Genomic DNA, 22,479 nt, shown 5'->3' on the forward strand with positions numbered 1-22,479 from the left:
GGGGTTCCTCGCGGCTCGCGTACAGGATCAGCACAGGGTGCCCGGTGTACCGTCGATCGCAACGACGCTGCACCGTCGCGCGGGTGCCACCCGGTGCACAGGGCGCGTCCCCCGGACGATCAGGAGGGTCGACGGGTCAGGCCCGTCCGGGCCTCCCGGCATCGGTGTATGGAACGCAAGAAGATCTTCCGCTCCGTGTGGTTCTGGGTCGTCCTCGTCGTCCTGCTGGCGGTGGGGTTCTCCACGCTGTTCCGCGGCGGCGGCGACTTCGAGGACGTCTCCACGGCGACGGCCCTCGAGCAGATCCGGGACGGCAACGCCGAGAAGGTCACGATCAACGACAAGGAACAGACGCTCGACCTCGAGCTGACGAACCCCGTCGAGGGCAGTGACCGGATCACCGCCTCCTACCCGATCGGCGCCTCCGACGACGTCTTCGACCTCGTCAGCGGCCAGAACGGCGAGGGCGGCCAGAGCGGCGACGGTGTCGAGTTCGACACCAACGTGACGCAGGAGAACGTCTTCGTCAGCGTCCTGATCAGCTTCCTGCCGTTCGTCATCCTGCTGCTGCTGCTGTTCTGGCTGTTCAACTCGATGCAGGGCGGCGGCCGCGGGGTCATGGCCTTCGGCAAGTCCAAGGCCAAGCAGATCACCAAGGACACCCCGAAGACGACGTTCGCCGACGTCGCCGGCGCCGACGAGGCGATCGAGGAGCTCCACGAGATCAAGGACTTCCTCGCCAACCCGGTCAAGTTCCAGGCCGTGGGCGCGAAGATCCCCAAGGGCGTGCTGCTGTTCGGCCCGCCCGGCACCGGCAAGACCCTGCTCGCCCGCGCCGTCGCCGGCGAGGCCGGCGTCCCGTTCTTCTCGATCTCCGGCTCGGACTTCGTCGAGATGTTCGTCGGTGTCGGCGCCAGCCGCGTCCGCGACCTGTTCGAGCAGGCCAAGCAGAACGCGCCGGCCATCATCTTCGTCGACGAGATCGACGCCGTCGGGCGTCACCGCGGTGCCGGCATGGGCGGCGGGCACGACGAGCGCGAGCAGACGCTGAACCAGATGCTCGTCGAGATGGACGGCTTCGACGTCAAGGGCGGCGTCATCATGATCGCCGCCACCAACCGGCCGGACATCCTCGACCCCGCGCTGCTGCGCCCGGGCCGGTTCGACCGGCAGATCGCCGTCGACCGCCCCGACCTGCTCGGCCGCAAGGCGATCCTCGCCGTCCACGCCAAGGGCAAGCCGCTCGCCCCGGACGTCGACCTGGAGACCCTGGCCCGCCGGACGCCGGGCTTCACCGGCGCCGACCTCTCCAACGTCCTCAACGAGGGCGCGCTGCTCACCGCCCGGCACGGTGGCACGGTCATCACCGACGCCACCCTCGAGGAGGCGATCGACCGCGTCATCGCCGGCCCCGAGCGCAAGACCAGGGCCATGAGCGAGAAGGAGAAGAAGGTCACCGCCTACCACGAGGGCGGCCACGCCCTCGTGGCGCACGCGCTGCCCAACCTGGACCCGGTGCACAAGGTGACGATCCTGCCCCGCGGCCGGTCGCTCGGGCACACGCTCGTCCTGCCCACCGAGGACAAGTACACCCAGACCCGGTCGGAGATGATCGACACCCTGGCCTACGCCCTCGGCGGGCGCGCGGCCGAGGAGCTGGTCTTCCACGAGCCCACCACGGGCGCCGGCAACGACATCGAGAAGGCCACCGCCATGGCCCGCGCGATGGTCACCCAGTACGGCATGAGCGCCAAGCTGGGCGCGGTGAAGTACGGCAGCACCGACTCCGAGCCGTTCCTCGGCCGGGACATGGGCTCGCGGCCGGACTACTCCGAGGCCGTCGCCGCCGACATCGACGCCGAGGTGCGCGCGCTCATCGAGGCCGCGCACGACGAGGCGTGGGAGATCCTGGTCCAGCACCGGGGCGTGCTCGACCAGCTCGTCCTCGAGCTGATCGAGAAGGAGACGCTGTCCAAGGAGGACATGGCGCGGATCTGCGCGCCGGTCACCAAGCGGCCCTCGCTGGCCCCGTACAACGGGTTCGGCAAGCGGACGCCCTCGGACCAGCCGCCGGTGCTGACCCCGGCCGAGCAGGCCGCCCTCGCCAACGGCAACGGCAACGGCCACGTCACCGGCGGGTCGAGCCCGGTCGGTGACGTCGGCGCCCCCGTCCAGCGGTGAGCGAGCTCCCCGAGGAGCCGGAGGACGAGGTCCGCCCCGTCCCCGGGTCCGTCGACCGGGCCCGCGCCGAGGCCGCCGTGCGCGAGCTGCTGATCGCGGTGGGGGAGGACCCGGACCGGCCCGGGCTGCAGGAGACCCCGGCCCGGGTGGCGCGCGCGTACGCCGAGACGTTCGCGGGGCTCGGGCAGGACCCGGACGAGGTGCTGTCCGCCGTCTTCGACGAGGGCCACGACGAGCTGGTGCTGGTCAAGGACATCCCCATGTACTCGACGTGCGAGCACCACCTGGTCCCCTTCCACGGGGTCGCGCACGTCGGCTACATCCCGGGCGAGGACGGCAAGGTCACCGGGCTGTCGAAGCTGGCCCGGCTGGTGGACGTGTACGCCCGCCGGCCGCAGGTCCAGGAGCGGATGACCCGGCAGATCGCCGACGCCCTGCACGAGGTGCTCAAGCCGCGTGGCGTCATCGTCGTCATCGAGGCCGAGCACCTGTGCATGGGCATGCGGGGCATCCGCAAGCCCGGCTCGTCGACGGTCACCTCGGCCGTGCGGGGCATCTTCCGCGACAGCGCCGCCACCCGCGCCGAGGCGATGAGCCTCGTGCTCGGGAGGTGAGCGGGGCGCAGACCCTCGCGCAGCCCGGGCGCTGCGTGGTGATGGGCGTCCTCAACGTCACCCCCGACTCCTTCTCCGACGGCGGGTGCTTCGCCGACGAGGCGTCCGCCGTCGCCCACGGGCTGGCGATGCACGCCGCGGGCGCGGACTACGTCGACGTCGGCGGCGAGTCCACCCGGCCCGGCGCCGAGCGCGTCGACGCCGAGGAGGAGTGCCGGCGGGTCGTGCCGGTCGTGCGCGAGCTGGCCGCCGCCGGCGTGCGGGTCAGCGTCGACACGACCCGCGCCGAGGTCGCCGAGGCCGCCATCGCCGCCGGCGCGGTGCTGGTCAACGACGTCAGCGGGGGCCTGGCCGACGCCAACATGGCCCGGCTGGTCGCCGGCACCGGGGTGCCGTGGGTGCTCATGCACTGGCGCGGCCACAGCCGCGAGATGTACGCGGCGGCACGCTACGGCGACGTCGTCACCGAGGTCTGCGCCGAGCTCACCGCGCGGGTGGAGGACGTCGTCGCCGCCGGCGTGGACCCCGCGCAGCTGGTCCTCGACCCGGGGCTGGGCTTCGCCAAGCGCGCCGAGCACAACTGGCGGGTCCTCGCCGGCCTGGACCGGGTCGTCGGGCTGGGCCTGCCGGTGCTGGTCGGCGCCTCCCGCAAGACGTTCCTGGGTCGCGAGCTGGCCGCCGCCGACGGCACCGTGCGTCCCGCCGAGCAGCGCGACGCCGCGACCCTGGCCACCACCGTCCTCGCCGCCGAGGCCGGCGCGTGGGGGGTGCGGGTGCACGACGCCGCGGCCTCGGTCGACGCCGTCCGCACCGTCGCCGCCGTCCGCCGTGCCCGACAGGAGAGCCGCAGCCGTGCCCAGTGACCACCCACCGGCCCGCCCCGACCGCATCACCGTCCGCGGCATCACCGCGCACGCCCACCACGGCGTCTACGACTGGGAGCGGGAGAAGGGACAGACGTTCTCCGTGGACGTCGTCCTGGAGCTCGACACCCGGCCGGCGGCGGCCGGCGACGACCTGGCCCGCACGGTGAACTACGCGGAGCTGGCGCAGGGCCTGCACGCGATCCTGACCGGCGAGCCGGTGTCCCTCCTGGAGACCCTCGCCCAGCGGATGGCCGACGCATGCCTGGCGAACGCGCTGGTGGACGCCGTGGAGATCACCGTGCACAAGCCCGACGCCGAGCTCGGCGTGCCCTTCGCCGACGTCACCGTCGCCGTCCGGCGGGAGCGGGCCGGGGAGCCGCGGTGACCAGGGCGGTGCTGTCGCTCGGCGCCAACCTCGGCGACCGCGCCGCGACGCTGCGCCGGGCGCTCGACGCGCTGGCCGTCGACGGGCCGGTCGCCGCCTCCCCGCTCTACGAGACCCCGCCATGGGGGCCGGTCGAGCAGCCGCCCTACCTCAACGCGATCGCCCTGGTCGACGGCCCGCGCGACGCCGCCGGGTGGCTGGCCCGGGCGCACGAGCTGGAGCAGGCGGCCGGCCGCACCCGCGAGGTGCGCTGGGGGGCGCGCACCCTCGACGTGGACGTCGTCGCCGTCACCGGCGAGGACGGCACGCCGGTGCGCTCCGACGACCCGCTGCTCACGCTGCCGCACCCGCGGGCGCACGAGCGGGCCTTCGTCCTCGTGCCGTGGGCGTCGGTCGAGCCGGCCGCCGTCCTGCCCGGGCACGGGCCGGTCGCCGCGCTGCTCGCCGCCCTCCCGCCGGAGGACGTCGCCGCGGTGGTGCCCTGGCAGGCACGGTCGTGACCCCGGTCCGCCGTCGCGACCTGGCCGTCGTCGCCGCCGGGCTCGCCGTCGCGGCCTGGCTGGTGGTCCGGGCGGTCTACGGCGACCTCCCGCCGCTGCGCTGGTGGCTGCCGGTCCCGCTGGCCCTGCTCGCGGTCACCGAGGCGCTCGCCGCCCGCGCGCTGGGGACCCGGCTGCGGGCGCAGCGCGCCGCGCGCCGCGCCGCCCGCGGCGGTCGGCCGCAGCCCGCCGCGGCCGCCGCGCCGCCGCCGGGGCTGGTGCGCCCGGTCGAGCCGATGCTGGTGGCCCGCGCCGCGGTGCTGGCGCAGGCCAGCGCCTACGTGGGCGCCGTCTTCACCGGCGTGTGGGCCGGGGTGCTGCTGTACGTGGTGCCCTCGCTGGACCGGCTCGACGCCGCCGGCGGGGACGCGGTCACCGGCGCGATCGGCGTGCTCGCCTCGCTCGCGCTCACCGCCGCCGCGCTGTGGCTGGAGCAGGTGTGCCGGGTGCCGCCGTCGGAGGACGACGACGCGGGCGGCGGCGACCGGGTCGCGGCCTGACCGCGGTCAGGATGACGAGGTGACCGAGCGGCGCAGCGTCGTGTGCACCACCCCGGCGGTGAGCAGCCCGACGTAGGTGCCGCCGTCGACGACCGGCACGGCGTCGGCGTCGGCGCGCAGCAGCACCGACAGCCCGGTCTTCAGGGTCGACCCGACCGGCACCGGCTCGGCCAGCGGCACCATCGCCGAGGCGACCGTGCGCGCACCCGCCCGCCCGGCCGGCAGCCAGCCGCAGGGCCGGCCGCCGGCGTCGACGACCACGGCCCCGCCGGCGCCCGCCGCCACCACCGCGGTCTCGGCGAGGGTGTCCTCGGGCCGCACCACCGGCGGCCGGGCGAGGACCGCCGGGTCGATCATCGTGACCGCCAGCCGCTTGAGACCGCGGTCGGCGCCGACGAAGTCGGCGACGTAGTCGCTGGCCGGCCGGCCCAGCAGCTCCGCGGGCGGGGCGAACTGCTCGACGTGCCCGCCGGCGCTCATCACCGCGATGCGGTCGCCGAGGCGCACGGCCTCCTCGATGTCGTGGGTGACGAAGACGATCGTCTTGCGGACGGCCTCCTGCAGGCGGAGGAACTCGTCCTGCAGCCGCTCCCGCACGACCGGGTCGACCGCGGAGAACGGCTCGTCCATCAGCAGCACGCCCGGGTCGGCGGCCAGCGCCCGCGCCACCCCGGCCCGCTGCCGCTGGCCGCCCGACAGCTGCGCGGGGTAGCGCCGGCCGTGGACGGCGGGGTCCAGACCGACGGTCGCCAGCAGCTCGTCCACGCGCTCGCGGGTGCGGCGCCGGTCCCAGCCGAGCAGCCGGGGCACCGTCGCGACGTTGGCGCGCACCGTCTGGTGCGGGAACAGGCCCACGTTCTGGATCACGTAGCCGATGCGCCTGCGCAGCCGGTCGGGATCGACGCGCGTGACGTCCTCGCCGCCGAGCAGGATCCGGCCGGTGGTCGGCTCGATGACCCGGTTGATCATCTTCATCGTGGTCGTCTTGCCGCAGCCGGAGGGGCCCACCAGCACGGTGAGCTCGCCGGCGGCCAGGGTCAGGTCGAGCTCGGCGACGCCCACGGTGCCGTCGGGATAGGTCTTGGCGACCCCCTCGAGGCGGATCTCGGGGGCGGCCGATCCGGCGGGCGACGGGGGGTCCGCGGGAGCCGCCGGGGCGGCGCCGGCCGCGGGGGCGGCAGCGTGCCGGGCAGGTGCGCCAGTAGCGTCCACGGCGTGGTCCTCCTGTCGGTGCGCCCCGGACCGGGCGCGGTGAGCGACGTGCTCGCGGTGGACGAGGCGCCGAACCCGTGGTTCGACCCGTCGTACGTGTCCAGCAACTGGGACACCATTCTGCGTCACCTGGGAGAACACGTGTGGCTGACCGTCGCCGCCGTGGCGCTCGGGGCGCTGATCGCGCTGCCGCTGGCGCTGCTGGCCCGGTCGAGCCGGTGGTTCGCGGGACCGGTGCTGGCCCTGTCGACGGTCGTCTACACGATCCCGTCGCTGGCGATGTTCGCGCTGGTCCTGCCGCTCACCGGGCTGTCGGCGACGACGGTCCTCGTCGGCCTGACCGCCTACTCGCTGGTCATCCTCGTGCGCAACTTCCTCACGGGGCTGCGGGAGGTGCCCGCCGACGTCCGGGAGGCGGCCCGCGGCATGGGGCTCAGCCCGCGGCAGCTGTTCCTGCGCGTGGACCTCCCGCTGGCGCTGCCGGCCTTCATGGCGGGGCTGCGGGTGGCGACCGTCTCCACCGTCGCCCTGGTCACCGTCGGCGTCCTGGTCGGCCACGGCGGGCTGGGGCAGCTCATCACCGGCGGGTTCGCGCGCAACGAGTACCGCGCGGAGATCGTCACCGGGGCGGTGGGCTGCGTGCTGCTGGCGCTCGTCGCCGACCTGCTGCTGGTCGGGGTGGAACGGCTGCTCACGCCGTGGACCCGGGCGGTGCGGGCGTGAACAGCTTCGAGCGGGCGGTGGTCTACCTCAACGACCCGTTCAACTGGACCCGCCGCGGCGGCATCCTGGACCTGCTGGCCGACCACCTGGCGGTCTCCGCGGCCGCCGTCGGCATCGCGATGGTCGTCGCGCTGCCGCTGGGCACGGTCCTCGGCCGGTCCCGCCGCGGTGGGGGCACCGTCGTCGTGGTGTCCAACGTGAGCCGGGCCATCCCCACGCTCGCCCTGCTCACGATCTTCGCCGTCACCCCGATCGGCTTCGGCGACCGGGCGACGACGATCGCGCTGGCGGTCTTCGCGATCCCGCCGATCCTGACGAACACCGCGGTCGGCTTCCGCGGGGTGGACGCCGACGTGCGGGAGGCGGCCCGGGCGATGGGCATGTCCCGCGGGCAGGTGCTGCGCCGGGTGGAGGCGCCGCTGGCCGCGCCGCTGGTGCTGACCGGCATCCGGACGGCGGCGGTGCAGGTGGTGGCGACGGCGACCCTGGCCGCGCTCGTCGGCGGCAGCGGCCTCGGCCGGCTGATCAACCTCGGGTTCGGGCAGCGCGACTACGGCGTGATGATCGCGGGGGCGCTCCTGGTCGCCGCGCTCGCGATGCTCACCGAGCTGTTCCTGGTCGTCGTCTCCTGGGCGCTCACCCCGGGCCCCCGGCGGCTGCCGTTCCGGCCCGTGACCAGGGCGTCCACCGTGCGCGGGGCACCGGAGCCGACGGCGTCCGGCGTCCCCCTGTGAGCCGGCGGGGGAGATAACAAGCGCACAACACATCCGCCACGGGTTTGGAGGCCGCCCGCGCGGAGGGGTTGCATGGCCGTCGCGGGAGTCCTCCCGCCAGACACGCGTGCCGGCCGCGAGGCCGCACGGGACACAGAAGGCGGGTGCCGTGACCAGGCGTACCCACGTGCTCATCCCCCTCACCATCGCGGTCGCGCTGGCGACGGCGGCGTGCGGTGACTCCGGCTCCTCGGGCACGGGCGGCAGCGAGTCGAGCGCGAACCAGGCCAGCGGCGACGCGTGCGCGCCGGTCGCCGGTGAGGGGCTCGTCGTCCTCGAGGACGACATGGGGCTGCAGAACGCGGACAACGTGATCGCCGCGGTGACCACGGCGACCGCCTCGGCCAACCCCGCCCTGCTGCCGGCGCTGGACGCGGTCTCCGCCGCGCTCACCACCGACCAGCTGATCGAGCTCAACGCCGCGGTGGACCTCGAGCGGCGCAGCGCCGAGGAGGTCGCGGCCGAGTGGGTCGAGTCCAGCGGCGTGACCGAGGGCCTCGAGCAGGGCAGCGGCCCGATCGCCGTCGGGGAGGCGGGCTTCACCGAGTCGACGATCCTGGCGAACATCTACGCCGACGTGCTCGGCGCCGCGGGCTTCGACGCCTCGGTGAAGACGGTGGGCAACCGGGACCTCTACCTGCCCGCGCTCATCTCCGGCAGCGACCTGCAGGTCTTCCCCGAGTACCTCGCCACCGTGACCGAGGCGCTCAACGCCCAGGTCAACGGCGCGGACCCGGAGCCGGTCGCCAGCGCCGACGTGCAGGCCACGCGCGACGCCCTGCAGTCGCTGGCCGACCAGGCCGGGCTCACCTTCGGCGAGCCCTCCGAGGCCGCGGACCAGAACGCCTTCGCGGTGACCCAGGCGCTCGCCGACGACCTCGACGTCTCCACCCTGTCCGAGCTGGCCGACGCGTGCGGTGACGGCTCCCTGGTCCTCGGTGGGCCGGCGGAGTGCCCGACCCGGCCGTTCTGCCAGGTGGGCCTGGAGGACACCTACGGGCTCCAGTTCGCCGAGTTCGTCCCGCTGGACACCGCCGGTGGCCCGCTGACCAAGGCGGCCATCGAGCAGGGCGAGGTCTCGATCGGTCTCGTGCTCAGCTCCGACGGGGCGCTCGCCGACAGCTGATCGCCGAGTCGCGTACCCGGGCCCCGGCGGTGATCCGCCGGGGCCCGTGACGTCTGCGTCACGGATGCGTCCGGAGCGTGAGCACGGGCCCTCGCGCCGTTACGCTGGAGGGCATGCGCGGGGGACCGGACGAGCGAGACGCTGCCCTCCCCGCGGCGCCCACGCCGCGCTGGCGGACCGCCGGCCTCGTCGCCGGGGCGGTCCTCGCGGTCGCGGCCACGGTGGTGGTCTTCCTGACCGACGACGCCCGGCTGCTGCGGCTGGCCGTCCTCGGCGGGGCGTGGTCTTTCGTGCTCGCCCTGCTGGCCGCCGGCCGGCGCCGGGACCCCGCGGGCGGTCCGGCCGGCCTGCGCCAGGCGCACGAGCTGGAGCTGGAACGCGCCGCCGCGGGTCGCCGGGAGGCCGAGCGGGAGACCGAGAGCCGCATCCGCCGCGAGTCCGACGACGCGATGCGCGCCGAGATCGCCGCCCTCCGCCAGGACGTGGCGTCTCTCGGCGCGGTCCGGCAGGAGCTCGCTGCCCTGGGCGCCCTGCGCGCCGACGTCGCCGCGCTGACCGCGCTGCGCTCGGACGTGGCGGAGCTGACCACGATGCGGTCGGACGTGGCGGCGCTCGGCGAGCTGCGCCGGGACGTGGCGGTGCTGGGCTCCCTGCGCGAGGACGTCGTCGGTCCCGGCGGCCTGCGCGAGGAGGTCGCCCGGCTCGCGGCCCTGCGCGCGGAGCTCGGCCAGGTGGCGGAGCTGCGCGCCGACGTCGGGCGGCTGCGCGCCGAGCTGACCGAGCAGCTGTCCAGCGAGATGTTCCTCGAGCGGGTCGTCATGCGGACCCAGTCCTCGCGGGGGCCGGCCGGGACGATGACCCCGGCCGCTCCCGTCGAGGGCCCGAGCACGCTGTCGATCGACGCGGTGAGCTGGTCGGACGAGCCGCCGCGGGAGCTGACCGGGGGGTGGCCCGCCGTCCGGCTCGACGCCCCGCCGAGCAGCGCGCAGCCCGCTCCGCAGGCCCCCTGGTCCGCACCCCAGCCGGTGCCCGGGTACCAGCCCCCGCCCGTGCCCGCGCCGGCGTACGGGGTCCCGGTGGCTGGTGCGGCGGTCCCCGAGGCGCCGGTCACCCGCGGGTACGAGGCCCTGGAGGGCCTGTCCGCGCGGCGCGCCGCCGCGCCCACCCCGGAGCCGGCGCCGGTCGCCCGGCCGGCCGCGGGGGAGGACTCCCCGCGGCGCCGCCGGCGCACCGACCCGGCCACCGCCGAGCAGGTGACGGTCGAGCGCCCCCGCGCGGCCGGCGAGTCCGCCGCCCCGGTGGAGGCCGCGTCGTTGCTGGACGCCTGGCCGCGCCCGCCGGCGCCCCTGCCACCGGACCCGCTGCCGTCGGGCTCTCTGCCGTCGGACCCCCTGCCGACCGGGCCGCGGTCGGCCGCCGCGCCGTCCGCCCCGCTCACGGTGCAGGCCCCCGGCGTCCCGACCCCCGGCGAGGCGCGGCTCGCGCAGATCCTCGCCGAGAGCGGCTCCCCGGATGCGCGGCCCCGCCGCCGGCACCGCTACCGCGACGACGACGAGGACGACGACGTCCTCGCCCGGGTCCTCCGCCGCCACTGACGCAGGACCCCGTCCCCTCGCAGGAGCCCGGGGGGGGGCGCCTGCGAGGGGGGCCGTCAGGCCGGGCCGGTCAGGACAGCGAGCCGCCGTCGAGCACGAGCGTCTGGCCGGTGACCCAGCCCGCGCCGTCGCCGAGCAGGTAGGCCGCGGCCTCGCCGATGTCCTCGGGCTCGCCCAGCCGGCCGACGGGGTAGGCCATCGCGGCCTCCTCCTCGCGGCCCTCGTAGAGCTTCCCGGCGAAGCGGGTCTTCACCACGGACGGGGCGACGCCGTTCACGCGCACCTTCGGCCCGAGCTCGACGGCGAGCTGGGTGACCATGTTGATCAGCGCGGCCTTGCTGACGCCGTAGCCGGCGATGCCGGGGGAGGCCTTGAGGCCCGCCACGGAGGCGACCACGAGCACCGACCCGCCGTGCTCGGACATCCACGCCCGCCAGGCCTCCTGGACCAGGCCCAGGGTGGAGACCACGTTGGTGTCGAGGATCTTGCGGAAGGCGTCGAGGTCGAGGTCGACCATCGGCCCGTACACGGGGTTGATGCCGACGTTGCCGACCAGCATGTCGAGGCCGCCGAAGGTCGCGACCGCGGTCCGCACGGCCTCCGCGCGGTGCTCGGCGTCGGCGGTGTTGCCCGCGACCCCGACGGCGACGTCGGGCCCGCCGAGGGCCGCCACCGCCTCGGTCAGTGCCTCCGGCTTGCGGGCGGTGACGACCACCCGTGCGCCGCGCCGCACCAGGCTCTGCGCGATGCCCAGTCCGATGCCCCGGCTCGCGCCGGTGACCAGCGCGGTACGTCCTTCGAGGTCGCCCATGTGCCCCTGCCTGCCTCTCGTCGGTGGAATGCGAGGTCACGGTAGGGGGGAGGGGTCCGCGCCGACCCGCCGGGTCCGTGACGGACCCCACAGGTCCCGGCGTTGCAGGACCCGCCGGCCCGGTTCCACACTCGCCATCGGCACGACACCTGCGTGACACAGCTGGTCGCAGCGGGGACGCGCCGCGCCACCACCGCACGACCCGCACCACCCCACCGGTCTCCGCCGGGGGAGACCCACCGACGTCCGGTACCCGCACGGGACTGGAACGAGGAGCACCTCATGCCTGCTGCCCGCAGGACCTCCCGCGCCGCGGCATCGCCCGCGGCACCCGACGCCCCGGCACGACTGCGCGTGGGCGTCATCGGCGCCGGCAGGGTCGGCGCCGTCCTGGGCGCGGCCCTCGCCACCGCCGGCCACGAGGTCGTCGCCGCCTCCGGCCTGTCCACCGCCTCCGCCGAGCGGGCCGCGCGCCTGCTGCCCGGCGTCCCCCTGCTGCCCGCCGACGAGGTCGTCGCCGCCGCGGACCTCGTCGTCCTCGCGGTCCCCGACGACACCCTCGCCGGGCTCGTCGCCGGCCTGGCCGAGACCGGCGCCTGGCGCGCCGGCCAGCTGGCCTTCCACACCTCCGGCGCGCACGGGCTGGCGGTCCTCGAGCCGGCCGCACGGGCCGGCGTCCTGCCGCTGGCGCTGCACCCGGCCATGACCTTCACCGGTGTCCCCGAGGACGCCGAGCGGCTCACCGGCGCCCCCTTCGGCGTGACCGGCGCGCCCGAGTTCCGCGCCGTCGCCGAGACGCTGGTGCTGGAGATGGGCGGCGAGCCGTTCTTCGTCGCCGAGGCCGACCGGCGGCTGTACCACGCCGCGCTGGTCACCGGCGCCAACCACCTGGTCACCCTCGTCGCCGAGGCCGCCGACCTGCTGCGCGCCGCGGGGGTGGGGGAGCCCGCCCGCGTCCTCACCCCGCTGCTGACGGCGGCCCTGGACAACGGCCTGCGCCGCGGCGACCGCGGGCTGACCGGGCCGGTGAGCCGGGGCGACGTCGGCACCGTGGCCGACCACCTGGCGACGCTGACCGACCGCGCGCCGGAGTCGGTGGCCGCCTACGTCGCGATGGCGCAGCGCACCACCGAGCGGGCGCTGGCCGCCGGCCGGCTGAAGCGGCACGAGGGCGCGCCCCTGCTCGACCTGCTGTACGAGGCCGCGGACCCGGCCGGCTCCCGGTGACGGCCGCCGCCGTCCCGCCGGTCGCCGAGACCGCGCGGGACCTCCTCCGGCTGCGCGCCGGGCTGCCCGGCCCGGTCGGGTTCGTGCCCACGATGGGCGCGCTGCACGAGGGTCACCGCACCCTGGTCCGCGCCGCCCGGGAGCGCTGCGCGAGCGTCGTCGTCTCCGTGTTCGTCAACCCGACCCAGTTCGGCCCCGGCGAGGACTTCGAGCGGTACCCGCGCACGTGGGACGCCGATCTCGCCGCGCTCGCCGAGGAGGGCGTGGACCTGGTGTTCCACCCCGGCGTCGAGGACGTCTACCCGCCCGGCGCGCTCGGCGTCACGGTCGACCCGGGGCCGCTGGGCACGGTGCTGGAGGGCGCGGTCCGTCCCGGGCACTTCGCCGGCGTGCTCACCGTCGTCGCCAAGCTGTTCGGTTTCGTCCGGCCGGACGAGGCGTTCTTCGGCGAGAAGGACTACCAGCAGCTGGTGCTCATCCGCGCCATGGCGCGGGAGCTGGTCCTGCCGCTGACCGTCACCGGCGTGCCGACGGTCCGGGAGGACGACGGACTGGCACTGTCCTCGCGCAACCGCTACCTGACCCCGGAACAGCGGGCCACCGCGGCCACGTTGAACCGGGCACTGGGCGCCGGCGCGGACGCCGGCCCCCGCGGTGCGCAGGCGGTCCTCGTCGCCGCCCGGGAGGTGCTCGCCACCGCGCCCGAGCTCGTGCCCGACTACCTCGAGCTCACCGACCCCGACCTCGGCCCGGCCCCCGACGCCGGCCCCGCCCGCCTGCTGCTGGCCGCCCGCGCCGGCAGCACCCGACTCCTCGACAACGTCCCGGTCACCCTCGGAGGTCCCCGATGATGCGCACGATGCTCAAGTCCAAGATCCACCGGGCGACCGTGACCCAGGCCGACCTGCACTACGTCGGCTCGGTGACCATCGACGAGGACCTCCTCGACGCGGCGGACCTGCTGCCCGGCGAGCAGGTCGCGATCGTCGACATCACCAACGGCGCCCGCCTGGAGACCTACGTCATCCCCGGCGAGCGGGGCACCGGCGTGATCGGCATCAACGGGGCCGCCGCGCACCTCGTCCACCCCGGCGACATGGTGATCATGATCAGCTACGGGGTCATGGACGAGACCGAGGCGAAGAGCTACATCCCCAAGGTCGTGCACGTCGACGGCGCCAACCGCATCGTCGAGCTCGGTGGCGACCCGTCCGCCCCCGTCCCCGGCGCCACCGACCAGAAGCGCAGCGACCTCGGCGTACCGGTTCGGTGACCCTGGCCGAGATGGGCGGGGCGGCCACGGCGGCCCTCGCCGGTCTCCCGCTGCGGCTGGCCGCGCCGGACCCGGGCTGGGAGCTCACCGCCGACGTCTGCGTGGTGGGCTCCGGCATCGCCGGCCTCTGCGTCGCGCTGCACGCGCGGTCGGCGGGGCTGTCGGTCGCCGTCGTCACCAAGGTCCGCGTGGACGACGGCTCCACCCGCTGGGCGCAGGGCGGCATCGCGGCCGTGCTCGACCCGGCCGACAGCCCGGCGGCGCACGCGGCCGACACCGAGGTCGCCGGCGTGGGGCTGTGCGAGCCGGACGCCGTGCGCGCCCTGGTCACCGAGGGCCCGGAGCGGCTGGCCCAGCTGATCGGCTGGGGGGCCGCCTTCGACCGCGACCCGGGCGGGCGGCTGCTGCTGACCCGGGAGGGCGGGCACTCCGCCGACCGGATCGTGCACGCCGGCGGGGACGCGACCGGCTGGGAGGTGCAGCGCGCGCTGCACGCGGCCGTGCGCGCCGACCCCGGCATCACGCTGGTCGAGCACGCGATGGTGCTGGACCTGCTGCGCGACGCCGACGGCCGCGCCGCCGGCGTGACCCTGCACGTGCTGGGTGAGGGCAGCGCCGACGGCGTCGGCGCCGTGCGCGCCCGCGCGGTGGTGCTCGCCACCGGCGGGATGGGGCAGGTCTACGCCGCCACCACCAACCCGGCGGTGTCCACCGGCGACGGCGTGGCGCTGGGGCTGCGGGCCGGCGCGGTCGCCACCGACCTCGAGTTCGTCCAGTTCCACCCCACCTCGCTGTACCTCGGCCCGGACGTCCGCGGCCAGCAGCCGCTGGTGAGCGAGGCGCTGCGCGGCGAGGGCGCACTGCTGCGCGACGGCGCCGGCGAGCGGTTCATGGTCGGCGTCCACCCGCTGGCCGAGCTCGCGCCGCGCGACGTCGTCGCCAAGGCGATCACCCGGGTGCAGCTGCGGGACGGGGTCCGGCACGTCTGGCTCGACGCCCGGTCCGTCCTCGGCCTGCCCGAGCGGTTCCCGACGATCGTGGCCCGCTGCCGGCAGGCGGGCATCGACCCGGTGACCGAGCTCGTGCCGGTCACGCCGGCCGCGCACTACGCGTCCGGGGGGCTGGTCACCGACCTGTCCGGGCGCACCACCGTGCCCGGCCTCTACGCGTGCGGCGAGGTGGCCTGCACCGGGGTGCACGGGGCGAACCGGCTGGCGTCGAACTCGCTGCTGGAGGGTCTGGTCTTCGCCGCCCGGATCGGCGCCGAGCTGGCCCGCCCGCTGCCCCCGCCGGCGGTCCCGCTCGCCGGGGCGCCCGCCCTGACCGGGCTGCTCGACCCGGCCGGCCGGCGGCTGGTGACCGACACGATGTCGGGCGCGGTCGCGGCCCTGCGCACCGGTGCCGGGCTGGCCGCGGCCACGGCCGCCCTCGGCGGGCTGGCGCGGTCGCTCGACGAGGGGCCCGGTGCGGCCCCGGGCGTGGCGAGCTGGGAGGCCACCGACCTGCTCACGGTGGCCGGGGCGGTCACCGTCGCGGCCGCGGCGCGGGAGGAGACCCGCGGCTGCCACTGGCGGGAGGACCACCCCGACACCGCCGACGCCTGGCGGGTGCACCTCGACGTCCGGCTGGACGACCGCGGCGAGCTGCGGCTGACCCGCCGCCCGGTGGGCACGCCGGTGGTGGTCCCGTGGTGAGCTGCCCGGGCGGGGAGCACGACGACGGGGACGGACCGGGGCGCGCGGCGTGCCGGAGGAACGGACGGAGGACGCAGTGACCGGGGACGACCCCCGCTCCCTGGCGGGGACCGGGCTCGACGAGGCCTGGGTGGACGCCCTGGTCGAGCGCACCCTCGCCGAGGACCTCACCGGCGGGGCGGTGCTGCCGGACGCCCCGGACCTGGCCGTCTCCTACGACGTGACCAGCGCCGCGACCGTGCCGCCGGCCCAGCTGGGGACCGCCGACCTGGTCGCCCGCGCCGACGGCGTCGTCGCGGGCCTGCCGGTCGCCGCGCGCGTCTTCGCCCGGCTCGCGCCCGGGGCCACGCTCACCGCCGGCGCCGCCGACGGCGACCGGGTGGCCCGCGGCGACGTCCTGCTGACCGTGCGCGGGCCGGTGCGGGCGCTGCTGGCCGCCGAGCGCAGCGCGCTGAACATCGCCAGCCGGGCCAGCGGGATCGCCACCGCCACCCGCGCCTGGGCCGACGCCGTCGCCGGGACGCGGGCCACCGTGCTCGACACCCGCAAGACGACGCCGGGGCTGCGGCCCCTGGAGAAGTACGCCGTCCGCTGCGGTGGCGGGTCGAACAAGCGCATGGGGCTGTACGACGTGGCCATGGTCAAGGACAACCACGTGGCCGCGGCGGGGTCCGTGGCGGCCGCGGTCGCCGCGGTCCGGGAGCGGGCGCCGCGGGTGCCGGTGCAGGTGGAGGCCGACACGCCCGCCCAGGCGCTGGAGGCGGTCGAGGCCGGGGCGCAGTTCCTGCTGCTGGACAACATGACGACCGAGCAGCTGCGCGAGGTCGTCGCGGCCGTCGGCGACCGGGCCGAGCTGGAGGCGACCGGTGGCCTCACCCTCGCCGTCGCCCGGGACGTCGCCGAGACCGGCGTCGACTACCTGTCGGTCGGCGCGCTCACGCACTCCTCGCCGATCCTCGACCTGGCGCTCGACCTGCGGGCGGGCTGAGCGGTGCTGCTCACCGTCGACGTCGGCAACAGCCAGACCGTGCTGGCCACCTTCGACGGGGCCCGCAAGGTGGGCGGCTGGCGGGTGACCACGCAGCCGCGGACCACCTCCGACGAGCTGCGGATGGTCTGGCGGGGGCTGCTGCGCGACACCGAGGTCACCGGGGTGGCCGCCTGCTCCACCGTGCCGGCGGTGCTGCCGGCCCTGCGCCAGCTGCTGGAGTCCCTCGAGGTCCCGGTGGTGCTTATCGGGCCCGGCGTGCGCACCGGGGTCCCGCTGCACGTGGACAACCCGCGGGAGGTGGGCGCCGACCGGGTCGTGACCGCGCTGGCCGCGCACGAGCTGTTCGGGCGGGGGGACGACGGCCGGGGCCGGCCGGTCGTCGTCGTCGACCTCGGCACCTCGACCAACGTGGACGCCGTCGGCCCCGACGGGCAGTTCCTCGGCGGCGCGCTCGCCCCCGGCGTGGAGGTCGGCCTGGACGCGCTGGCCAGCCGGGCCGCGCAGCTGCGCTCGGTCGAGCTCAGCGTGCCGACCCACGCCATCGGGAAGAACACCGTCGCGGCGCTGCAGTCCGGGCTGGTGCTGGGCTTCGCCGGGCTGGTCGACGGCCTGGTCTCGCGGATCTCCGGGGAGCTGGTGGAGCAGTTCGGCGTCACCCCGGTGGTGGTCGCGACCGGCGGGCTGGCGCCGCTGCTGGCCGGCAGCTGCCGCACGGTCTCGGCGCGGGAGCCCGACCTCACCGTGCACGGGCTGCGGCTGGCGTTCGAGCGGCAGCAGGCCGCCCAGCGTTCCCCGGCCGGACGCCGCCCGGCCTCCCCGTAGGCTGCCCCTCCGTGAGCGAGGAACCGCCCGGCAGCCCAGAGGACGAGCTCCCCGAGCAGATGCGGGTCCGGCGGGCCAAGCTCGACCGGCTGCGCGACTCCGGGGTCGACCCCTACCCGGTGGTGGTCGGGCGGACGACGTCGCTGGCGGAGGTCCGCGCCGCGCACCCCGACCTGGCGCCGGACACGCTGACCGGGACGACCGTCGGCGTCACCGGCCGGGTGATCTTCTCCCGCAACACCGGCAAGCTGTGCTTCGCGACGCTGCGCGAGGGGGACGCCGAGCTGCAGGTGATGCTGTCGCGCGACCGGGTCGGCGAGGAGGCGCTCGCGGCGTGGAAGGCCGACGTCGACCTCGGTGACCAGGTGCTGGTCACCGGCGAGGTGGGGACGTCGCGCCGCGGGGAGCTCTCGGTGTTCGCCGACTCCTGGCAGCTGACGGCGAAGGCGCTGCGGCCGCTGCCGGTGGCGCACAAGCCGATGAGCGAGGAGCTGCGCGTCCGCCGTCGCTACGTCGACCTCATCGTGCGCGACGAGGCCCGGCGCACCGTCCGCCAGCGCGCGACCGTGAACGCCGCGCTGCGGTCCGGGCTCACCGCGCGCGGTTTCCTCGAGGTCGAGACCCCGATGCTGCAGACCGTGCACGGCGGTGCGGCCGCGCGGCCGTTCCGCACGCACATGAACGCGTTCGACCTCGACCTCTATCTGCGCATCGCCCCCGAGTTGTTCCTCAAGCGGTGCATCGTCGGCGGGCTGGACCGCGTCTTCGAGATCAACCGCAACTTCCGCAACGAGGGCGCCGACAGCTCGCACTCGCCGGAGTTCGCGATGCTCGAGTTCTACGCGTCCTACACCGATTACTCCGAGGTCGCCGTGATGACGCGGGAACTGATCCAGGAGTGCTGTGCGGCGCTGTTCGGCGACCACGTGGCCCGCCACCACGACGGCACCGAGATCGACCTGTCCGGGGAATGGGCCCAGGTGCGCCTGTACGACGTCGTCTCGGCGGCCGTCGGCGAGGAGGTGACCCCGCAGACGCCGGTCGAGCACCTGCGGGCGCTGGCCGAGCGGCACGAGGTCGGCGTCGACCCGGCCTGGCTGCCGGGCAAGGTCGTCGAGGAGCTGTTCGAGGCGCTGGTGCAGCACGACCTGCAGGCGCCGACGTTCGTCCTGGACTACCCGGTCGACACGTCGCCGCTGACCCGGGCGCACCGCAGCGACCCCGGCGTCGCGGAGAAGTGGGACCTCTACATCGGCGGCATCGAGCGGGGGACCGGCTACTCCGAGCTGGTCGACCCCGTCGTCCAGCGGGAGCGCTTCACCCAGCAGGCGCTGCTGGCCGCCGCGGGGGACCCGGAGGCGATGGCCCTGGACGAGGACTTCCTGGAGGCCCTCGAGTACGGCATGCCGCCCACCGGTGGGGTCGGCATGGGCCTGGACCGCCTCATGATGACGCTGACCGGTCTCGGTATCCGCGAGACCATCCTCTTCCCACTCGTCCGCCCGATCTCCTGATCCCGACGATTCGTCGCTCCACAAATCGGGGGAATGTGCACGTTCTCGCGGCTAATGGTCGACCACCTGTGGTTCGATGATCCCGTCGCCCTGGGTGGCAAATGCACATCCGTCACGGGGCCCGGTCACAGGAGTGGGGAACGAAGAATGGCGCGCAAGGTCCAGGTCATCCTGAGTGACGACCTCGACGAGGACCTCCCGGCCGACGAGACCGTGAGTTTCTCGCTGGATGGCACGAACTACGAGATCGACCTGTCCGAGAAGAACGCGGGGGAGATGCGCGAGGCGTTCTCCCGGTACGTCCAGGCGGCCCGCAAGGTCGGCCGCGGTGGCGGCCGCGCCTCCGGGGCCGGGCGCTCCCGCGCGACCGGCGGCGGTGGCCGGATGGACCGCGAGCAGGCCGGCGCGATCCGCGACTGGGCCCGCAAGAACGGGCACGCCGTCAGCGACCGCGGCCGCATCCCGGCCAGCGTGGTCGAGGCCTACGAGGCCGCGCACTAGGAGAAGGACCCCCTCGCCCCCCACCCCTCGCTCCGCTCGGGGTGGGCCCCTGCGAGGGGGCCGTTCCAGCACGTCGCCACGGCCCGGTCCCCGGCAGGGGGGCCGGGCCGTCGTCGTCCCTCCCGGCTGCGCCCGGCCCGTCCGCTCACGGCGTAACGGGCGTGGAACACCGTCCCGTCAGCATCAGTTGGACCGGGCAGCTCCTCCTCCCCACGCCCGGCCGTGCGCCGACGGGGAGTCGGAGTCCGCGACTACAGTGGAAAGACCGGTGCCCCAGCGTGCCGACGGACGTCGGGTGCTCCTCCCCACAGACGGGGAGGGCAGTGCCGGACCAGCCGGTCGAAGGAGAAGCAGCAGATGTTCGAACGGTTCACCGACCGAGCCCGCCGCGTTGTTGTCCTGGCCCAGGAAGAGGCCCGGATGCTCAACCACAACTACATCGGCACCGAGCACATCCTCCTGGGCCTGATCCACGAGGGTGAGGGTGTCGCCGCCAAGGCGCTCGAGTCCCTCGGCATCTCGCTGGAGGGCGTCCGGCAGCAGGTGGAGGAGATCATCGGTCAGGGCCAGCAGGCCCCGTCCGGCCACATCCCCTTCACGCCGCGGGCCAAGAAGGTCCTCGAGCTGTCGCTGCGCGAGGCGCTGCAGCTCGGCCACAACTACATCGGCACCGAGCACATCCTGCTCGGCCTGATCCGCGAGGGCGAGGGCGTCGCCGCCCAGGTCCTGGTGAAGCTGGGCGCCGACCTCAACCGCGTCCGCCAGCAGGTCATCCAGCTGCTCTCCGGCTACCAGGGCAAGGAGCCGGCCGCGGCCGGTGGCCCCGCGGAGGGCACGCCGTCGACGTCGCTGGTGCTCGACCAGTTCGGCCGCAACCTCACCCAGGCCGCCCGCGACTCCAAGCTCGACCCGGTCATCGGGCGGGCCAAGGAGATCGAGCGGGTCATGCAGGTGCTCTCCCGCCGCACCAAGAACAACCCCGTCCTCATCGGCGAGCCCGGCGTCGGCAAGACCGCCGTCGTCGAGGGCCTCGCGCAGGCGATCGTCAAGGGCGAGGTCCCCGAGACGCTGAAGGACAAGCAGCTCTACACCCTCGACCTCGGCGCGCTCGTCGCCGGCTCCCGCTACCGCGGTGACTTCGAGGAGCGGCTGAAGAAGGTCCTCAAGGAGATCCGCACCCGCGGCGACATCATCCTGTTCATCGACGAGATCCACACGCTCGTCGGGGCCGGTGCCGCGGAGGGCGCGATCGACGCCGCCAGCATCCTCAAGCCGATGCTGGCCCGCGGCGAGCTGCAGACCATCGGCGCGACCACGCTCGACGAGTACCGCAAGCACCTGGAGAAGGACGCCGCCCTCGAGCGCCGCTTCCAGCCCATCCAGGTCGGCGAGCCGACGCTGCAGCACACCATCGAGATCCTCAAGGGCCTGCGCGACCGCTACGAGGCGCACCACCGGATCAGCATCACCGACGGCGCGCTCGTCGCCGCCGCGACGCTGGCCGACCGGTACATCTCCGACCGCTTCCTGCCGGACAAGGCGATCGACCTGATCGACGAGGCCGGCGCGCGGATGCGGATCAAGCGGATGACCGCCCCGCCGGACCTGCGCGAGTTCGACGACCGCATCGCGTCCATCCGGCGCGAGAAGGAGTCGGCGATCGACGCCCAGGACTTCGAGAAGGCCGCGTCGCTGCGCGACAAGGAGAAGAACCTCCTGGCCGAGAAGGCCGAGCGCGAGAAGCAGTGGAAGGCCGGCGACATGGACGTCGTCGCCGAGGTCGACGACGAGCAGATCGCCGAGGTCCTCGCCAACTGGACCGGCATCCCCGTGTTCAAGCTGACCGAGGAGGAGACCTCCCGGCTGCTGCGCATGGAGGACGAGCTCCACAAGCGGATCATCGGCCAGGAAGAGGCCATCAAGAGCGTCAGCCAGGCGATCCGGCGCACCCGCGCGGGCCTCAAGGACCCGCGTCGCCCCGGTGGCTCGTTCATCTTCGCCGGCCCCTCGGGTGTCGGTAAGACCGAGCTCGCCAAGGCGCTGGCCAACTTCCTGTTCGGCGAGGACGACGCCCTCATCCAGATCGACATGGGCGAGTTCCACGACCGCTTCACGGTCTCCCGCCTGGTCGGTGCCCCTCCCGGCTACGTCGGCTACGACGAGGGCGGCCAGCTGACCGAGAAGGTGCGGCGCAAGCCGTTCTCGGTGGTCCTCTTCGACGAGATCGAGAAGGCGCACGCGGACGTGTTCAACACGCTCCTGCAGGTGCTGGAGGACGGCCGGCTCACCGACGGTCAGGGCCGGATCGTGGACTTCAAGAACACGATCCTGATCCTCACGACCAACCTCGGGACGCGGGACATCTCCAAGGCCGTCGGGCTCGGCTTCCAGGCCGGCAACGACGACACCAGCAACTACGAGCGGATGAAGCTCAAGGTCAACGAGGAGCTCAAGCAGCACTTCCGGCCGGAGTTCCTCAACCGCATCGACGACATCGTCGTGTTCCACCAGCTGACCGAGAAGGAGATCATCACGATCGTCGACCTGATGGTCGGCCGCGTGGAGACCCAGCTGGCGAACAAGGACATGTCGCTGGAGATCACCCAGGAAGCCAAGAAGCTGCTGGCCGCCCGGGGCTTCGACCCCGTGCTCGGTGCCCGGCCGCTGCGCCGCACCATCCAGCGCGAGATCGAGGACGCGCTGTCGGAGAAGATCCTCTACGGCGAGCTGACCGCGGGTCAGATCATCGTGGTGGACGTCGAGGGCGAGGGCCCGACCGCGAAGTTCACCTTCCGCGGCGAGGCCAAGCCGATCGAGGTCCCCGACACGCCGCCGGTGGCCCTCTCGGGCGCCGACGGCGAGGAGGACGGCCCCGCGGCCGCCCAGGCGGAGTAAGAGCCTCCAGCACGACGACAGGGCCTCCGCCCACCACCCGGTGGGCGGAGGCCCTTCGTCGTCCCGCGCCTGCTCGCCTGCCCTCTCCGCCTCCCCACCGCTGCTCGCCCCCGCTGTCCCCGCCTGCCCTCCCCGCCTGCCCTCCCCGCCTGCCCTCCCCGGCCGGGGGGGGGGGGGGCGGGGGGGGGGGGGCGGGTGGTCGGCCGCGGCGGCGGCGGGGGGGGGGGGGGGGGGGGG

At 75.0% G+C, this 22,479-nt stretch carries 21 protein-coding genes; 19 read left to right on the forward strand and 2 right to left on the reverse strand.

The features are described 5' to 3' along the window. Positions 1-168: 168 nt before the first annotated feature. Genes ftsH through ACI781_RS16975 form a run of 6 tightly spaced genes read left to right on the forward strand, consistent with a single transcriptional unit; the run spans position 169 to position 5,085 of the window. A complete protein-coding gene (gene ftsH, locus ACI781_RS16950) occupies positions 169-2,181 on the forward strand; it encodes an ATP-dependent zinc metalloprotease FtsH (RefSeq protein ID WP_456567295.1) in 2,013 nt (670 codons plus the stop codon). After that, positions 2,178-2,795 carry a GTP cyclohydrolase I FolE gene (folE, locus tag ACI781_RS16955; RefSeq protein ID WP_456567296.1) on the forward strand — a complete coding sequence of 206 codons (618 nt, stop codon included), beginning with the start codon at positions 2,178-2,180 and terminating at the stop codon, positions 2,793-2,795. Before ftsH ends, folE begins: the two co-directional genes overlap by 4 nt. Continuing rightward, the gene (gene folP, locus ACI781_RS16960; protein ID WP_456567297.1) at positions 2,792-3,658 is read left to right on the forward strand and encodes a dihydropteroate synthase; all 867 of its coding nucleotides are present in this window, start codon (positions 2,792-2,794) and stop codon (positions 3,656-3,658) included. Before folE ends, folP begins: the two co-directional genes overlap by 4 nt. Next, positions 3,648-4,046, forward strand: coding sequence for a dihydroneopterin aldolase (gene folB, locus ACI781_RS16965; RefSeq protein ID WP_456567298.1), 399 nt, complete (start codon positions 3,648-3,650; stop codon positions 4,044-4,046). Before folP ends, folB begins: the two co-directional genes overlap by 11 nt. Beyond that, positions 4,043-4,546, forward strand: coding sequence for a 2-amino-4-hydroxy-6-hydroxymethyldihydropteridine diphosphokinase (folK, locus tag ACI781_RS16970; protein WP_456567299.1), 504 nt, complete (start codon positions 4,043-4,045; stop codon positions 4,544-4,546). The genes folB and folK overlap by 4 nt, the downstream gene beginning before the upstream one ends. After that, positions 4,543-5,085, forward strand: a complete 543-nt coding sequence (locus ACI781_RS16975; RefSeq protein ID WP_456567300.1) for a DUF3180 domain-containing protein — start codon at positions 4,543-4,545, stop codon at positions 5,083-5,085. Before folK ends, ACI781_RS16975 begins: the two co-directional genes overlap by 4 nt. A gap of 6 nt (positions 5,086-5,091) precedes the next feature. Here ACI781_RS16975 and ACI781_RS16980 read toward each other — a convergent pair whose 3' ends face one another. Next, a complete protein-coding gene (locus tag ACI781_RS16980; protein WP_456567301.1) occupies positions 5,092-6,297 on the reverse strand; it encodes an ABC transporter ATP-binding protein in 1,206 nt (401 codons plus the stop codon). A 3-nt stretch (positions 6,298-6,300) separates the two neighbouring features. Between ACI781_RS16980 and ACI781_RS16985 the strand changes: the two genes are divergently transcribed. From ACI781_RS16985 to ACI781_RS17000, 4 genes are all read left to right on the forward strand, one after another. Then, positions 6,301-7,020, forward strand: coding sequence for an ABC transporter permease (locus ACI781_RS16985; RefSeq protein ID WP_456567302.1), 720 nt, complete (start codon positions 6,301-6,303; stop codon positions 7,018-7,020). Beyond that, entirely contained in the window at positions 7,017-7,754 is a 738-nt protein-coding gene (locus tag ACI781_RS16990) for an ABC transporter permease (protein ID WP_456567303.1), read from the forward strand. The genes ACI781_RS16985 and ACI781_RS16990 overlap by 4 nt, the downstream gene beginning before the upstream one ends. 148 nt (positions 7,755-7,902) lie before the next feature. Then, entirely contained in the window at positions 7,903-8,919 is a 1,017-nt protein-coding gene (locus ACI781_RS16995) for a glycine betaine ABC transporter substrate-binding protein (RefSeq protein ID WP_456567304.1), read from the forward strand. Positions 8,920-9,032: 113 nt separating this feature from the next. Then, on the forward strand, positions 9,033-10,514 hold the full coding sequence (locus tag ACI781_RS17000) for a DUF6779 domain-containing protein (protein ID WP_456567305.1): 1,482 nt from the start codon (positions 9,033-9,035) through the stop codon (positions 10,512-10,514). Between the two features lie 70 nt (positions 10,515-10,584). Here ACI781_RS17000 and ACI781_RS17005 read toward each other — a convergent pair whose 3' ends face one another. After that, entirely contained in the window at positions 10,585-11,325 is a 741-nt protein-coding gene (locus ACI781_RS17005) for an SDR family oxidoreductase (RefSeq protein ID WP_456567306.1), read from the reverse strand. Positions 11,326-11,607: 282 nt separating this feature from the next. On the opposite strand from ACI781_RS17005, the gene ACI781_RS17010 reads away from it, so the two are divergent. From ACI781_RS17010 to ACI781_RS17050, 9 genes are all read left to right on the forward strand, one after another. Further along, complete coding sequence (locus ACI781_RS17010) at positions 11,608-12,552, forward strand: Rossmann-like and DUF2520 domain-containing protein (protein WP_456567307.1); 945 nt, start codon at positions 11,608-11,610, stop codon at positions 12,550-12,552. Beyond that, positions 12,549-13,403 carry a pantoate--beta-alanine ligase gene (gene panC / locus ACI781_RS17015; RefSeq protein WP_456567308.1) on the forward strand — a complete coding sequence of 285 codons (855 nt, stop codon included), beginning with the start codon at positions 12,549-12,551 and terminating at the stop codon, positions 13,401-13,403. Before ACI781_RS17010 ends, panC begins: the two co-directional genes overlap by 4 nt. Then, a complete protein-coding gene (gene panD / locus ACI781_RS17020; RefSeq protein WP_456567309.1) occupies positions 13,403-13,825 on the forward strand; it encodes an aspartate 1-decarboxylase in 423 nt (140 codons plus the stop codon). The genes panC and panD overlap by 1 nt, the downstream gene beginning before the upstream one ends. Next, the gene (locus ACI781_RS17025; protein WP_456567310.1) at positions 13,822-15,519 is read left to right on the forward strand and encodes an L-aspartate oxidase; all 1,698 of its coding nucleotides are present in this window, start codon (positions 13,822-13,824) and stop codon (positions 15,517-15,519) included. Before panD ends, ACI781_RS17025 begins: the two co-directional genes overlap by 4 nt. 76 nt (positions 15,520-15,595) lie before the next feature. Next, positions 15,596-16,507 (forward strand): carboxylating nicotinate-nucleotide diphosphorylase, encoded by a 912-nt coding sequence (gene nadC, locus ACI781_RS17030; RefSeq protein WP_456567311.1) that lies wholly within the window; start codon positions 15,596-15,598, stop codon positions 16,505-16,507. A 3-nt stretch (positions 16,508-16,510) separates the two neighbouring features. Next, positions 16,511-17,332: a type III pantothenate kinase gene (locus tag ACI781_RS17035; protein WP_456567312.1), complete on the forward strand. Its 822-nt coding sequence runs from the start codon at positions 16,511-16,513 to the stop codon at positions 17,330-17,332. A gap of 11 nt (positions 17,333-17,343) precedes the next feature. After that, on the forward strand, positions 17,344-18,846 hold the full coding sequence (lysS, locus tag ACI781_RS17040; RefSeq protein WP_456567313.1) for a lysine--tRNA ligase: 1,503 nt from the start codon (positions 17,344-17,346) through the stop codon (positions 18,844-18,846). Between the two features lie 147 nt (positions 18,847-18,993). Then, complete coding sequence (locus ACI781_RS17045; protein WP_456567314.1) at positions 18,994-19,347, forward strand: histone-like nucleoid-structuring protein Lsr2; 354 nt, start codon at positions 18,994-18,996, stop codon at positions 19,345-19,347. A gap of 357 nt (positions 19,348-19,704) precedes the next feature. After that, positions 19,705-22,242 carry an ATP-dependent Clp protease ATP-binding subunit gene (locus tag ACI781_RS17050; RefSeq protein WP_456567315.1) on the forward strand — a complete coding sequence of 846 codons (2,538 nt, stop codon included), beginning with the start codon at positions 19,705-19,707 and terminating at the stop codon, positions 22,240-22,242. Positions 22,243-22,479: the final 237 nt, after the last annotated feature.

The sequence above is a fragment of the Blastococcus sp. SYSU D00695 genome, assembly GCF_054050555.1.

Bases quoted from the DNA above. Each gene is read 5' to 3' on its own strand.
- ACI781_RS17005 (WP_456567306.1), bottom strand. From the start codon at position 11,325: ATGGGCGACCTCGAAGGACGTACCGCGCTGGTCACCGGCGCGAGCCGG.
- ACI781_RS17010 (WP_456567307.1), top strand. From the start codon at position 11,608: ATGCCTGCTGCCCGCAGGACCTCCCGCGCCGCGGCATCGCCCGCGGCA.
- panD (WP_456567309.1), top strand. From the start codon at position 13,403: ATGCGCACGATGCTCAAGTCCAAGATCCACCGGGCGACCGTGACCCAG.
- ACI781_RS17000 (WP_456567305.1), top strand. From the start codon at position 9,033: ATGCGCGGGGGACCGGACGAGCGAGACGCTGCCCTCCCCGCGGCGCCC.
- ACI781_RS17050 (WP_456567315.1), top strand. From the start codon at position 19,705: ATGTTCGAACGGTTCACCGACCGAGCCCGCCGCGTTGTTGTCCTGGCC.
- ftsH (WP_456567295.1), top strand. From the start codon at position 169: ATGGAACGCAAGAAGATCTTCCGCTCCGTGTGGTTCTGGGTCGTCCTC.
- ACI781_RS17045 (WP_456567314.1), top strand. From the start codon at position 18,994: ATGGCGCGCAAGGTCCAGGTCATCCTGAGTGACGACCTCGACGAGGAC.